The organism is Nesterenkonia natronophila, from assembly GCF_003595215.1.
GTDB classification, from domain to species: domain Bacteria; phylum Actinomycetota; class Actinomycetes; order Actinomycetales; family Micrococcaceae; genus Nesterenkonia; species Nesterenkonia natronophila.
This window is the reverse complement of sequence record NZ_QYZP01000002.1, coordinates 618,162-631,072: the sequence shown is the minus strand read 5'-3', so window position 1 is coordinate 631,072 and position 12,911 is coordinate 618,162. Positions and strand designations below refer to the sequence as shown.

General features: G+C 63.0%; 14 protein-coding genes. 2 read left to right on the top strand and 12 right to left on the bottom strand.

Annotation, left to right across the window (positions count from 1 at the left end):
* Positions 1-21: 21 nt before the first annotated feature.
* From D3250_RS08055 to D3250_RS07990, 12 genes are all read right to left on the bottom strand, one after another.
* Complete coding sequence (locus tag D3250_RS08055; protein ID WP_225973221.1) at positions 22-1,500, bottom strand: S8 family peptidase; 1,479 nt, start codon at positions 1,498-1,500, stop codon at positions 22-24.
* Positions 1,497-2,471, bottom strand: a complete 975-nt coding sequence (locus D3250_RS08040) for a Ppx/GppA phosphatase family protein (protein ID WP_192892577.1) — start codon at positions 2,469-2,471, stop codon at positions 1,497-1,499. Before D3250_RS08040 ends, D3250_RS08055 begins: the two co-directional genes overlap by 4 nt.
* On the bottom strand, positions 2,468-3,079 hold the full coding sequence (locus D3250_RS08035) for a DUF501 domain-containing protein (protein ID WP_119902823.1): 612 nt from the start codon (positions 3,077-3,079) through the stop codon (positions 2,468-2,470). The genes D3250_RS08040 and D3250_RS08035 overlap by 4 nt, the downstream gene beginning before the upstream one ends.
* 11 nt (positions 3,080-3,090) lie before the next feature.
* Positions 3,091-3,717, bottom strand: a complete 627-nt coding sequence (locus D3250_RS08030) for an FtsB family cell division protein (protein ID WP_119902822.1) — start codon at positions 3,715-3,717, stop codon at positions 3,091-3,093.
* A 193-nt stretch (positions 3,718-3,910) separates the two neighbouring features.
* The gene (gene eno / locus D3250_RS08025; protein WP_119902821.1) at positions 3,911-5,194 is read right to left on the bottom strand and encodes a phosphopyruvate hydratase; all 1,284 of its coding nucleotides are present in this window, start codon (positions 5,192-5,194) and stop codon (positions 3,911-3,913) included.
* A 59-nt stretch (positions 5,195-5,253) separates the two neighbouring features.
* Positions 5,254-5,637 carry a MazG nucleotide pyrophosphohydrolase domain-containing protein gene (locus D3250_RS08020; RefSeq protein ID WP_119903051.1) on the bottom strand — a complete coding sequence of 128 codons (384 nt, stop codon included), beginning with the start codon at positions 5,635-5,637 and terminating at the stop codon, positions 5,254-5,256.
* Positions 5,638-5,651: 14 nt separating this feature from the next.
* Positions 5,652-6,791 carry an adenosine deaminase gene (locus D3250_RS08015; protein WP_119902820.1) on the bottom strand — a complete coding sequence of 380 codons (1,140 nt, stop codon included), beginning with the start codon at positions 6,789-6,791 and terminating at the stop codon, positions 5,652-5,654.
* 29 nt (positions 6,792-6,820) lie between these two features.
* Positions 6,821-7,552 (bottom strand): DedA family protein, encoded by a 732-nt coding sequence (locus D3250_RS08010; protein WP_119902819.1) that lies wholly within the window; start codon positions 7,550-7,552, stop codon positions 6,821-6,823.
* A gap of 10 nt (positions 7,553-7,562) precedes the next feature.
* Positions 7,563-8,879 (bottom strand): thymidine phosphorylase, encoded by a 1,317-nt coding sequence (locus D3250_RS08005; RefSeq protein WP_119902818.1) that lies wholly within the window; start codon positions 8,877-8,879, stop codon positions 7,563-7,565.
* A complete protein-coding gene (locus tag D3250_RS08000; RefSeq protein WP_119902817.1) occupies positions 8,876-9,280 on the bottom strand; it encodes a cytidine deaminase in 405 nt (134 codons plus the stop codon). Before D3250_RS08000 ends, D3250_RS08005 begins: the two co-directional genes overlap by 4 nt.
* A 9-nt stretch (positions 9,281-9,289) precedes the next feature.
* Positions 9,290-10,570 carry an amidohydrolase gene (locus tag D3250_RS07995; protein WP_119902816.1) on the bottom strand — a complete coding sequence of 427 codons (1,281 nt, stop codon included), beginning with the start codon at positions 10,568-10,570 and terminating at the stop codon, positions 9,290-9,292.
* On the bottom strand, positions 10,560-11,729 hold the full coding sequence (locus D3250_RS07990; RefSeq protein WP_225973220.1) for a mannose-1-phosphate guanylyltransferase: 1,170 nt from the start codon (positions 11,727-11,729) through the stop codon (positions 10,560-10,562). The genes D3250_RS07995 and D3250_RS07990 overlap by 11 nt, the downstream gene beginning before the upstream one ends.
* A gap of 241 nt (positions 11,730-11,970) precedes the next feature.
* Here D3250_RS07990 and sdhC point away from each other — a divergent pair, with 241 nt between their 5' ends.
* Together sdhC and D3250_RS07980 are read left to right on the top strand one after the other, a co-directional pair.
* Complete coding sequence (gene sdhC / locus D3250_RS07985; RefSeq protein ID WP_225973219.1) at positions 11,971-12,375, top strand: succinate dehydrogenase, cytochrome b556 subunit; 405 nt, start codon at positions 11,971-11,973, stop codon at positions 12,373-12,375.
* Position 12,376: 1 nt separating this feature from the next.
* On the top strand, positions 12,377-12,886 hold the full coding sequence (locus D3250_RS07980; protein WP_119902813.1) for a succinate dehydrogenase hydrophobic membrane anchor subunit: 510 nt from the start codon (positions 12,377-12,379) through the stop codon (positions 12,884-12,886).
* The last annotated feature ends 25 nt before the right edge of the window (positions 12,887-12,911 follow it).

Genomic DNA, 12,911 nt, shown 5'->3' with positions numbered 1-12,911 from the left:
GGGCGCCATTGCTGTTGAGGGTCAGTCGGTCTCGCGGCGAGAGAGCAGATGGAGGGCCGCCAGAGTCATCAGCACCACGAGAGCCAGAGCGCCGACGCCCAGGGTGACAGGTCCTGCCCAGTCTTGGGCGGACCTGACCTCAGCCGCCTGTGGCAGGTCCCGGGGCTCCCCCTCAGGGCCCGCCTCCACATCCGCGTCCTCAGGAATGTCACCTGCGTCCTGCGCATCGGACTCGGAGCGGCGGTGCACCTGGATCCAGTTTTCCAGAGTGTCGTAGTCGGCTGCGTTGAAGTCTGGGACGCTGCCGCTGACTGCCGCATCAACATTCAGCACCCCGTGACCATACTCCGGGTCGAGGCCGTCAGCTCCGGCTGAGTCCGCCGTGGTCAGCAGACGGTGCTTGACCTCCTGCGCCGAGAGCTCTGGGTGTGCAGCCATGACTAGGGCAGCGGCTCCTGCCACAATGGGGGTGGCTCCCGAAGTGCCGGTCCAGGCGGAATAGCCGCCCTCGGGAAGCGCGCCCACCAACGGTTCGGACGCTGCGGCGATGTCAATGGCGATGCCCTGGGAAGACGATTCCTGACTGATGTCACGTTCCTGGTCCACCCCCGCGACTGTCAGGACACCAGGAATCGTCGCGGGCGCACCCACGGACCAATGTCCGGCGGCCCGGTTCCCCGCTGCGGCGATGACCAGGACATCATTCTGCTCCGCGTGCATGAATGCCTCGTCCCAGCTTTCTGGCCAATCCTGGGTCCCTGAGCCGATCGACATGTTAATGATGTCAGCGCCGTTGTCCACGGCCCAGGTCACAGCTTGGGCGATCTGGTCCTCTGTCCCGGGGCCGTACGGGTTAGGGTCTTCCAGCACCAGCGAAACAGATAAGAGCTCAGCTTCCGGGGCGACCCCCACGACCCCCGCAGGGCGCTCCGGCCACGGCAGTGACTCGGGGTCCACCTCATCGGAGTCGTCGTCCTCAGCTTCCTCTATTCCAGGGAAGCTGCGGGTTTCGTAGAATTCGTCGAGGACGTCTTCGTCGACTTCTTCCTCCCAGTCTTCGCCGTAGATCTCCTCCAAATCGGCGAGGAAGTCGTCAAACCAATCGTCCCACTCCTCGTCGGAGAGGTCGTCAAAGTCTTCAGCTTCCATCTCCTCGGGCAGCTCTTCGCCACGTCCTGCCGCGAGGGAGGCTACTAAGGTGCCGTGTTCGGTATTGGTCTGCGTGACAGGGCCTCCACTGCCGTCGCCTCCCCCTGAGACGTCGGTGCCCCCGACTGTGGCTCCCTCGAGCGAGGGATGGTCGCCGTCGACCCCCGTGTCAATCACGGCAATTGTGATTCCTTCACCCTGGGTGGTCTCCCAAGCCTCGGTGATCCCGTAGTCCTCCAGCCAGAACTGGTCGCCACGGGGCCCCTGACCGTAAGCTGGCGCGGCCATCAGCTGTGCCGCTAAGAGCCCGACGACGCCGACTGATGAGACCCTGCGTCCGATCCGGTTCAACTCGTGACCTCTTGGGCAGCCGGCTCATCGCGGGCCACAGACATCACCAGTCCGTCCAGAATGTCGTGCTCCGAGGCGATAGCGGTGGTGACTCGACCCTCAGTGATCTTGTTGAGGTAGTCCAAGATGGTGCCCCAAATCAGCGCACCGGCGCCGATAACATCAACCCGGCCTGGGTGCATGAACGGCATAGCGGCCCGCTGGTCCCGGGTGCTGTGGATCAGCTGCTCAACCGACTGCTGGACGGCATCGAGTGACAGTTCGGCTCCATGAATTGTCTCGGCGTCGTAGTCCTCCAACTTCAGCGCATGAGCGGTGACGGTGGTGACAGTGCCGGCCACACCGATGACTGTCTCAATCTCGTGCAGCGGCATCACCTGCGCGACGTTTTCCAGGAAAGTCAAAGTTTCGAAGGTCGCCATGGAACATTCAGTCTCTTCGGGAGGGTCCGTGCGCATATGCCGTTCGGTGAAACGCACACAACCCATATCAGTCGAGGTGGCGTGCTCGGCCCCAGCACAGGTGCCCATCACAAATTCGGTGGACCCTCCACCCAGATCGACCACCAAGACCTTTCGGTTCGAATCCCAGTCCAGCACCGAGACTGCCCCCGAGAAGGAGAGCCCGGCTTCCTCGGACCCGCGGATGATTTCCGGCTCCACCCCGAGTCTCGCTTTGACTCCTGCAATGAACTCACTGCGATTACTGACGTCCCGAGAGGCAGATGTGGCCACGAATCGGACCGCTTGTGCTTGATGCTTACGAATGAGCGCGGCGTAGTCGTCAACCGCTGCGAACGTGCGTCGCAGGGCCTCGGCGGAAAACTTTCCGGTCTGATCGACTCCCTCTCCAAGACGCACAACGGTCATGCGGCGGACCACATCCCTCAGCGCACCGCTGCCCGGGAGGTCAACATCGGCTATCAGCAGGCGGATGGAGTTGGTGCCACAGTCGATGGCGGCGACTCTCATGATGATTCTCTTTCCTCGAGACGGCGCACGTGGCGCGACAGGTCTGCGACGGGGACATCGGCACTGTGGTCCCACGCAGTCTCACATGCACAGGTCTCCGGGGTCCATTCAGGGCTGATCAGTTTCAGAGTCTGATCTCCCAGGGGGTTGGTTCCGGGGCCGGCTGCCAGTGCATGCCCGGCAAGCACGTGGAGGCACTTGACTCGCGTGGGCATTCCACCTGCGGTGATGCCTTCGATTTCCCAGACCGGCTCCAGACCTGCCTTCTTCCGGATGCGTTCCCGCTCCTGAAGATAATGCTCGTGGGCTTTCTGATACTGCTCCGCCAGCTCCTGATCCTCACTGAGCTGTTGTGTCATCTCTGCCATGACTCCTGCTGCTTCGAGCCGGGAGACGGCCGCCGTCAGGGTCGGATGAGTGAGGTAGAACGTGGTGGGAAAGGGGATCCCATTGGAGAGTCGGGGTGCCGTGGCGGCAACCAGCGGGCTCCCGCAGATGCAACGAGCCGGGATTTCGACGACGTCGCGCACCGGCCTGCCCAACTGGAGGCTCAGCGTGTCAAGATCCTCCTGAGTCGGAGTGGACGAGGGTAGGGGTGCGCGGTTCACAGCACACCACTTTACTGCTCAGCTGATTCGATGACCGATTCCCATAAGTCGTCCGCCCAGTTGACGTCCTCAGTGGCGTCCTCAGCCGAGTCTGTGTGAATGTCCACCGTATCGAGATCACCGATCACGTGGTACCTGCGCTCCCCTGGGACCATGAGGTTAATCCGCTCCCTGGCCTGGCGCTGCACAAACTGCGGATCATCCCAGCGTGCCAATTCGGAGTAGAGCTCCTCCTGTCGCTGCTGCTCCTCGGTGATCTCTGCTGCCAGCTCGTTGAGCTCGGCACGCTGCTGCATGTACGTGCGAACGGTCGGCACAAGGAAGGAGATCACCACCAGCGTGACGATCGTCAGCACAATCATCCGGCCGGAAAAGGTCCGCTCCGGCACCAGGGTCCGGGCCGAGACCGGTGTCCTGGTCGAGGGCCGCTGGGTGTGCTGCCGAGGCCGGTCCGCCTGGCGGGCACGGCGGGCGGTGATTTCATCGGGGGTGCGGATCTCACCTGAGACCTGTTCGCGCTCCTGGAGGCGCCGAGCTCGGGCTCGTTCTGCCCTTGTCTGCGCCCGGTGCTTGCTGCCGCTGGCGGAGGTTTCCGGTGCGGGGGCGGCCGCATCTGAGCTGCGCGCGTGTCGGGGCACGACTGTCACCGCCTTAATTAGGTATGTCTCGCCGGTTCAGCCGCGGGAGGCCAGAACCGGCGAGCACACCACTGATGGGAAGCGTTCTTACAGAACCTCAGCGTACTGGCGGGCCAGTATAAGCGGACCCTAGGACACGCAGAGGCGCCGGGATTGTTGTGGGCAGTGCCCCTCCCGGAGAGTCGGGGCAGCCCTAGGACGCAGCGAAGCGCGGGAAGGCGGACGCACCGGCGAAACGCGCAGCATCTCCGAGCTCCTCCTCGATGCGCAGGAGCTGGTTGTACTTGGCCACACGCTCTGAACGCGCGGGAGCACCAGTCTTGATCTGTCCGGAGTTCACCGCCACAGCAATATCGGCGATTGTGGTGTCCTCAGTCTCCCCGGAGCGGTGACTGATCATGGTGGTGTACCGACTCCGCTGCGCAAGTGAGATAGCGTCCAGAGTCTCGGTGAGCGACCCGATCTGGTTGACCTTGACCAGCAAGGAGTTGGCGGTGCTGCTGTCGATACCTTTGGCGAGGCGATCGGGGTTCGTGACGAAGAGGTCGTCACCGACTAGCTGGACCTGCGCTCCGATGGTGTCTGTCAGTGTCTTCCACCCCTCCCAGTCATCTTCGTCCAGCGGGTCTTCAATAGAGACTAGCGGGTAGGCCTCCACCAGCTCCCTGTAGTACTGGCTCATCTGCTCCGGTGTCTTCTGCTCACCCTCAAAGGTGTATGCGCCCTCAGAGTAGAATTCGGTGGCGGCGACATCCAGGGCAAGGGCGACATCTACCCCTGGTGTGTAACCGGCCCGTTCAATGGCCTCGGTGATCAGATCCAGCGCAGCCCGGTTCGACGGAAGGTCGGGTGCGAAACCCCCTTCGTCACCCAGCCCGGTGGACAGGCCCTTCTCCTTCAGCAGGGCCTTGAGCGCGTGGTAAACCTCCACGCCGGAGCGCAGCGCCTCGGAGAACGTCACCGCACCGATCGGGGCGATCATGAACTCCTGGATGTCCACATTGGAGTCTGCATGTGAACCGCCGTTGAGAATGTTCATCATGGGTACCGGAAGCAGGTGAGCGTTCGGCCCACCGAGGTACTTGTAGAGCGGCAGGTCCGATGCATCCGCCGCCGCCTTCGCGACCGCCAGCGAGACGCCCAGGATGGCATTCGCTCCGAGGCTGCCCTTGTTCTCGGTGCCGTCGAGGTCTAGCAGCACCTGGTCCAGGGATCGCTGCTCCGTGGCGTCCAGGCCCTCCAACGCTGGAGCAATGATCTCGTTGACCGCCTTCACAGCCTCCGTGACGCCCTTCCCCAGGTAGCGCTGTTTGTCGCCGTCGCGCCGCTCCACAGCCTCGAATGCGCCGGTGGACGCTCCCGAGGGGACGACGGCTTGGCCGAAGCTCCCATCATCGAGCAGAACATCGACCTCCACCGTGGGGTTGCCGCGGGAGTCGAGGATTTCGCGGCCGAAGACGCTAGCGATCAGGGACATGGATTCTCCTTGGCTTAAGGGGACGACGGGACTTCGGTCACCATTGACTGGTCCCCAGCCTAGTCGAGTTCAGCCTTCTCCTGGGCTTTGATTCGGTCCCAGGCGGCGTCAATCTCCTCAACTGTTGACTCCTTGGGGTTCAGCGTCCCATTCGGCTCGAAGACGTGAGGGTTGCGCCGGATGAGTTTGGCACAGATGGCCTCTGCCACACCGTCCAAATCGAACTCCCCGCGCTCTTGAGAGATCGCTGCGTGCAGCACCACCTGGAGGAGGATGTCACCAAGTTCCTTGCGCAGCGGCTCCCCCACGATCCCCGCCTCAATCTCCGCAGCGACTTCCTGAGCCTCCTCCAACAGGTAGGGGGTCAGGGCTTGGTGGGTCAGCTCAGCGGTCCAGGGGCAGTGCTCACGCAGCTGGGCGATGATGTCGCGCAGCTGCTCCATATGCGGAAGTGCAGTCACTGCCAGGCCTCAAGGATATGAGCGGCGAGCACCTCGCGCTCCTCATATCCCAGAAAGCTTGCTTCGATAGCGTTGACCTGAAAATCAGCCAGCTCAGCCAGTCCGTAGTCGAAGGCTTCCGCAAGCGCGGCGAGCTCCCCACTGAGCGTGACACCAGAGACCAGGCGGTTATCAGTATTGACTCCCACGTTGAAACCTAGCTGGTACAGCATGTCAAAGGGGTGGTGGGGCATCTCTGAGGGACTCTTCCCGGTCAGGGCGGAAACGGCACCGGTCTGGAGGTTGGAGGTGGGGGACGTCTCCAGGTGGATCTGCCGATCACGGACCCAGGTGGCCACAGGGCCAAGTTCCACCTCGATGAGGTCCTCTCCGCCGTCGCCGGTCTTCGACCGCGACTCAGGTCCGGACGTGAGTGCAATGTCCTCGGCCACCCGGATGCCGTGACCCAGCCGCTGGGCCCGGCCGTCCACCAGAGCACTGCGCACGGACTCGATGCCGTCAGCCTCCCCGGCGTGCACGGTGACCGGGAGCATCTGCTGGGCCAACCGGGTGAAGCTGGAGGCGAATCGGGAGGGCGGGAATCCCGCCTCAGGCCCAGCGATGTCGAAGCCCACCACTCCAGCATCCCGGTGCCGCAGCGCGAGTTCGACAATCTCCTCGGCATGGTCAGCCTGGCGCATGGCGGAGATCAGCTGCCCGACTGCGATCACGCCGTCTTGCTCCTCGACGGCCTCAGTGCCCTCATTGAGCCCGGCTTGGACCGCGTCGACTGCTTCATCCAGGGTCAGGCCCCCAGCGAGATGCTGCTCCGGAGCCCACCGCACCTCCGCATAGATCACGCCGTCGGCGGCCAGGTCCTCCACGTACTCCCGCGCCACCCGGCGCAGGTTCTCCGCTGATTGCATCACCGCAGTGGTGTGCGCGAACGCTTCCAAGTATTTGAGCAGGTCGCCAGAGTTTGCGTTGCTGCGGAACGTCTCCTGCAGTGATTCAGGGTCGGCGCTCGGCAGCTCATGGCCGATCTCGCTGGCCAGCTCAATCAGGGTGGAGGGCCGAAGGGACCCGTCCAGGTGGTCGTGCAGTGATACTTTGGGCAGGTCGCGCAGCTGGGCTTCAAAACCCTCGAGAGTGCTCATACCCCTAGCCTACCGCCGGGTCCCGCGTCTCAGAATGCGTCGCCCCCATCATTCTTGTCCCGAGGTCTGCGCCGAATGTGGATGGGAGGCTCCACCGGGACCTCACCGATGTCTTGGTACCCTTTGGCGTCCAGACGGTAGCCGCGGCGGTCCAGCCAGACGGTGAAAAGTTTGAACACTCGCTCACTGATCCACCCCAACACAATGGCGACCCCGATACCCACCACCATGGCGACGAGCATATTTCCGATGATTGCCTCTCCGATCATGCCAAGACCGGTCAGCCAGCTGGCCCAGAGCAGAGAGGCGGCGCTGTCGATGAGCACGAACCGACGTAGGGAGTACTGTGTGGACCCCGCCACGAAGTTGATGGCGACCCTAGCTCCCGGGATGAACCGGCCCACAAAGATCAGCAGCACGCCACGCTTATCAAGTTCGTGCCTGGCCCACACAAGTGTCTTCTGCGGCCTGGGCTGGCGCATCCACTGGAACCGGTGGGTGCCGATCCAGCGGCCCAGATTCCATGCGATGACGTCACCCACAACGGCACCACCGGCGGCCACCAGGATGACCCACAGCCAGTACGGCGTTCCCATCGAGTCCTGGACAGATCCGAGGCCGACCACCAGGGCGTCCGAAGGGAGCACTGGGAAGATCCCGTCCCCCACACAGAAAATGAAAAGACCCACCAGGGTCCACCATCCGGAGGCCGCAGTGAGGATCAGCTCATTGAGCTGGTCAAAGAGGTCACCAAGTCCCATTGCGGATACGTCAGATGTCCCCGGCAACGATCCGGGCCTTGATCAACGCCACAGGCTCGGCGTCTCCGCCCTCGAAGATGTCAATAGCTTCGGCCATCGCCTGTTCGGCGCGCGGGATGCGCTGCTGCTCATCGGTGCAGAGCGTGACCAGCGGCGCCCCGGCCCGCACGGTGTCACCGGGCTTGGCATGCAGCCTCACACCGGCAGCGGCCTGTACGGCGTCCTCCTTGCGTGCCCGTCCAGCCCCCAGCCGCCACGCGGCGACGCCGACTGCATAGGCATCTAGCCGGGTCACAGTGCCGGACTCCGCAGCGGTGATGGTGTGCTGATGGCGCGGCTCGGGAAGCTGCGCATCCGGGTCTCCCCCCTGGGCAGCGATCATGGCGCGCCAGGAATCCATAGCTTTGCCGTTGTTCAGCTTCTCCCGCGGGTCCACTCCAGTAATACCCACTCCCGCCAACATCTCCTCGGCCAGCGCCACGGTCAGCTCGACGACGTCGGCCGGACCGTCTCCGGCAAGCACCGCCACAGACTCCTCCACCTCCATGGCATTGCCGGCGGTGAGCCCTAACGGGGTGTTCATTTCGGTGAGCAGGGCGGTGGTGTTCACCCCGGCATCGGTGCCCAGCGCCACCATAGTCCTGGCCAGCTCGGCGGCGTCATCGCAATTCTTCATAAACGCCCCTGTGCCGACCTTCACATCGAGCACCAGTGCATCGGTGCCCTCAGCGATTTTCTTGGACATGATGGAGCTGGCGATCAGTGGAATCGACTCTACGGTGCCGGTGACGTCGCGCAGCGCGTAGAGCTTCTTGTCTGCTGGTGCCAGGCCGGACCCGGCGGCACAGATCACCGCACCGATGGTGTCCAGCTGCTGGAGGATCTCCGCGTTAGAGAGGCTAGCCCGCCACCCAGGAACAGCCTCAAGCTTGTCCAGAGTTCCCCCGGTGTGGCCCAGACCGCGGCCCGAGAGCTGCGGGACCGGCACTCCGTACGAGGCGACCAACGGGGCCAGCGGCAAGGTGATTTTGTCTCCCACTCCTCCAGTGGAGTGTTTGTCCGCGGTCCGCCGTCGGCCGCCCTCTGGGTTGCTGAGAGAGCTGAAGTCCATCTGCTCCCCGGTGTTGATCATGGCTGCGGTCCACTGGCGGATCTCCGCTCGGCTCATACCGCGCAGCACGATCGCCATAGCGAGGGCGCTCATCTGCTCCTCGGCGACGGTTCCGTCGGTGTAGGCGGTGATGAGCCAGTCGATCTGATCCTTACTCAGTGATCTGCCATCGCGCTTGGCTCGGATGAGGTCGACGGCATCGTACGCCGAATTCACGGTGCCACCTTTTCAAGGTCTGCAGAGCCGAAGGCCTGCGGCAGGATCCCCTCCATGTCGGTGACTCCCTCCGGAGTCAGGATCGCAAAAGTGTCTGCTGCGAACTCCTTGAGCAGCTGCCTGCACCGACCACAAGGCATGATCGTCTCCCCGTTGGCGTTGACGCAGGTGAATGCCACAATGCGGCCTCCGCCGGTGAGCTGCAGCTGACCGACCAACGTGTTCTCAGCGCACTGCCCGAGCCCGTAGGACGCGTTCTCCACGTTGCAGCCGGTGATCAGCCGCCCGTCACTGGTCAGTGCCGCGGCCCCCACCGGATACCGCGAGTACGGCGCGTATGCGCGGCTCATCGCCTGGTGTGCGGCGGCGGTGAGTACACTGAAATCGACGTCGTCAGACATGGGCCAATCCTAAGCGTTGGCGGAGAGGCAGGCCCGTGCCACTTCTGTCATTACTCTGACGCCGACCGCGATGGCCCTCTCGTCAGGAATGTAGTCTCCGCGGTGCAGGTCGTAAACCTCTCCGCCCGGGGTCATGGTGCCTAGACGGAACATCGAGCCGGGAACCTCCTGAGTCATCCAACCGAAGTCCTCACCGCCCATGGACTGCTCGGCGAGTGTCAGACCGGATTCGCCCAGAGCCCGCTTGACGGCTCGGTCGATAATGCCTGTGGCGCCCTCATCGTTGACCACCGGGGGGACTCCTCGCACGTGATCCAGCGCGACGCTGACTCCGTAGGCTGCGGCTGCCTGCTCCACTACGTCTGCCAGCACTCCCCCTGCCTCTTTCCATGCATCAGCGTCAAGGATCCGCATGGTGCCGTGAAGCGCGCCGGAGGCGGGAATGGCGTTGGCGGCATTCCCGGCGCTGATGTGACCCCACACCAATGCCACACCGCTTCGGACGTCGATCCGGCGGGCCAAAATAGCCGGCACACTTGTGGCAATATGCCCCAGCGCGCCGATGACGTCTTCAGTCAGATGGGGCCGGGAAGTGTGTCCCCCACGGCCGGAGACCTCTACCTGGACCAGGTCGGAGGCTGAGGTGATGGGGCCGATGCGAGTGCCGACGCAACCCACTGTGAGTTTGGGGTCTGCGTGCAGGGCGAAGATCCGCGGCACACCGCGGAGCAGGCCCTGCCTAACGACCTCCTGAGCGCCTCCTGGGAAATGCTCCTCAGCGGGTTGGAAAATGATCCTGATTCGGGAATCGAGACCCCCAGATCCGGTCACTGACGACGCCTGAGTATGCACACGCTGCAGAGTCCAGGCTAGGCCTAACATAACGGTGGTGTGCAGGTCGTGACCGCAGGCATGTGCCACGCCCGCATTCTGCGAGGCATAGTCGAGTCCCGTAGTTTCGGTGATCGGCAGCGCATCAATGTCACCCCGGAAGGCTGCAGCGATCGGGGCATCGGCGGGTCCGATGTCCACATAACAGCCCGTGGTCTCCGGCAGCAGCTGGGGCTCTAAACCCACCTCGCGCAACTGTGATGCGATGGTGGCGGTTGTCCGCTTCTCCCTCCACGACAGCTCCGGATGCGCGTGGATGTCCCTGCGGAAGGAGATCAGGGCGTTCTCCAGCTCCGCGACTATGTCCGCCACTTCGGCGACCGGTGTGGTGGCGAGAGTGACCTCGGCGTCGACCCGCGCCGTGGTCTCCTGCCCGTATGCTTCCGCTTCAGAGGACATCGGAATCTCCCTTCTCCTTAAGCGCTTCGACTGCCTGCTTCACACTCTGCGCGTGATCAGTGGTGGTGACCAGAAGGGCATCCTCTGTATCGACCACCACGATGTCTTGGACCCCGATCAGCGCCACCACCCGTTGGGTCTCCGAGACGACGACACCTGAAGAATCCTCAGAGTAGACCCTCGGCTTGGTACCCAGGACAGTCATATTCTCCTGTTGGGCCGCCGGGTTGAGCCGCGCGATAGCGGCAAAGTCACCGACGTCGTCCCAGGTGAAGTGCCCGGGAATCACAGCGACGTCGCCGGCATCGGCGGCGGGCTCCGCCACGGCATAGTCAATGGCAGTCTTCGGCAGCGTCGGCCAGATGCGCGCCATGGTCTCCGCTTGGCGTGGAGTCCCCCATGCGGCAGCGATCTCACTCAGGCCCGCGTAGAGCTCGGGCTCAGCAGCGGCCAAATGATCAAGCAGCAAGGACACGGGTGCCACGAACATGCCGGCATTCCAAAGGTAGTGACCACTGGCCACATACCCCTGGGCCACCTCCTCGACTGGCTTCTCCACGAATTCGATGACGTGGTGTGCATCCGGGGCGTCCGTCACTTGGTACTTATCGCCGGTGCGTATGTACCCGAAGCCGGTTGAGGGGTGAGTCGGTTTGATGCCGATGGTCACGATCTTTCCAGTGGCAGCTGTGGCCACTGCCTGACCCACCGCTTCGCGGAAGATCGGCACGGGAGCGATCACATGGTCAGCAGCGAAGGAACCCATGATGGTCCCTTCGGAATCAGTGCGGCCCGCCGCTTGATCGCGCGCGTGAAGAATGGCGGCGGCCAGGCCTATGGCTGCGGCCGAGTCTTTGGGTTCGGGCTCCAGCACCAGATCCGCGGCATTCAACTCAGGAAGCTGACCCAGTACTGCCTCACCGTGAGCCTCTCCGGTGACGACCATTACCGCGTGTCCGGAGAGTGGGAAGAGACGCTCATAGGTGGAACGGATGAGTGTGGTTCCCGCGCCGGTCAGGTCGTGCAGGAATTTCGGGGCGCCCTCCCGGGAGAGTGGCCAGAGCCTGGTACCCACACCGCCAGCAGGAATGACTGCATGGAAGCGGTCCAGTGCCGGCGCGTAAGGACGGGCTTGTGTAGAGCTGGAGCTGGAAGTCACTCGACCAAGAGTATCCTCTGGGCAGCAGCTGCTATGGCACCTGTGAAGCACGTCATGCAACTCCGCTGAGGCCCCTCGTAGGAGGCGTGCGTAGGGCATCGGGCTGATCGGAGGTGATTTGGGTGATTGTACGTGAAACTGAGATCGAGTCTTTTCTACAGCGTGTAGAAAACAAAGCGGCATCAGTAAAGATTAGGATGGAGCTCAGTGCCATGCGACGACGCTGGAAAGGTAACTGATCGTGACGCAGACAAAAAGCACCTCCGGTGGACGGGGGACGCTCTACAGAGGCCGCGAGGGTATGTGGTCCTGGGTGGGACACCGCATCACCGGGGTCGGCATCTTCTTCTTCCTTCTGGTCCATGTTTTGGACACCTCGCTGGTCCGCGTCTCGCCAGAGGCCTACGACGCGGTCATCGGCGCGTATAAGCACCCCATCATGATCATGGGCGAGATCGGTCTGGTCGGCGCCATAGTCTTCCACGCCTTCAACGGCCTGCGCATCATCCTGGTGGACTTCTGGAAGCAAGGAACCCGGTACCACCGGCAGATGCTGTGGGCCGTGATGGTTCTGTGGTTCGTAACCATGGTGGCGTTCTCAATACGCCACCTGATGATCTTCTTTGAAGGCTGGGAGGGTTTCTGAGATGACCGCCACTAACTCCGAGGCAGTACTCCCGGCGCAGGGCATCGAAGCCCCCCGCTCGGGACGCATCGATCCGAAGTACTTGCGTTCCAGCGCCTCCTCCGGCTCATTCGAGATGGTGGCATGGGTGTTCATGCGCGTCTCCGGGGCAGCACTGGTAGTGCTCATCTTTGTGCACCTCTTTTCCAATCTGATGGTTGGGGAAGGTATTCACCAGATCGACTTCGCATTCGTGGCAGGCAAGTGGGCCAATCCCGTATGGCAGTTCTGGGATCTCACCATGCTCTGGCTGGCCATGCTGCACGGCACCAACGGCATGCGCACCATCATCAATGACTACGCCGAGAAGGACTCAACCCGGTTGTGGTTGAAGTCGATCCTCTACTTGGCCTGTGCCGTCATCATCATCCTTGGCACCCTGGTGATCTTCACCTTCGAGCCTTGCCTGCTCGATGACGCCGGCAACCTGATGGACTACTCACCGTCGTTCTGCGAGAGCGTTGTGAACTGATCACAACGGCATCACCGCACCGCAC

Coding starts and splice junctions, on each gene's coding strand:
- D3250_RS07980 (WP_119902813.1), top strand. CDS start 12,377: ATGACCGCCACTAACTCCGAGGCAGTACTCCCGGCGCAGGGCATCGAA.
- eno (WP_119902821.1), bottom strand. CDS start 5,194: ATGTCCCTGATCGCTAGCGTCTTCGGCCGCGAAATCCTCGACTCCCGC.
- D3250_RS08020 (WP_119903051.1), bottom strand. CDS start 5,637: ATGGAGCAGCTGCGCGACATCATCGCCCAGCTGCGTGAGCACTGCCCC.
- D3250_RS08040 (WP_192892577.1), bottom strand. CDS start 2,471: ATGAGAGTCGCCGCCATCGACTGTGGCACCAACTCCATCCGCCTGCTG.
- D3250_RS08010 (WP_119902819.1), bottom strand. CDS start 7,552: ATGGGACTTGGTGACCTCTTTGACCAGCTCAATGAGCTGATCCTCACT.
- D3250_RS08015 (WP_119902820.1), bottom strand. CDS start 6,791: ATGAGCACTCTCGAGGGTTTTGAAGCCCAGCTGCGCGACCTGCCCAAA.
- D3250_RS07995 (WP_119902816.1), bottom strand. CDS start 10,570: ATGTCCTCTGAAGCGGAAGCATACGGGCAGGAGACCACGGCGCGGGTC.
- D3250_RS08000 (WP_119902817.1), bottom strand. CDS start 9,280: ATGTCTGACGACGTCGATTTCAGTGTACTCACCGCCGCCGCACACCAG.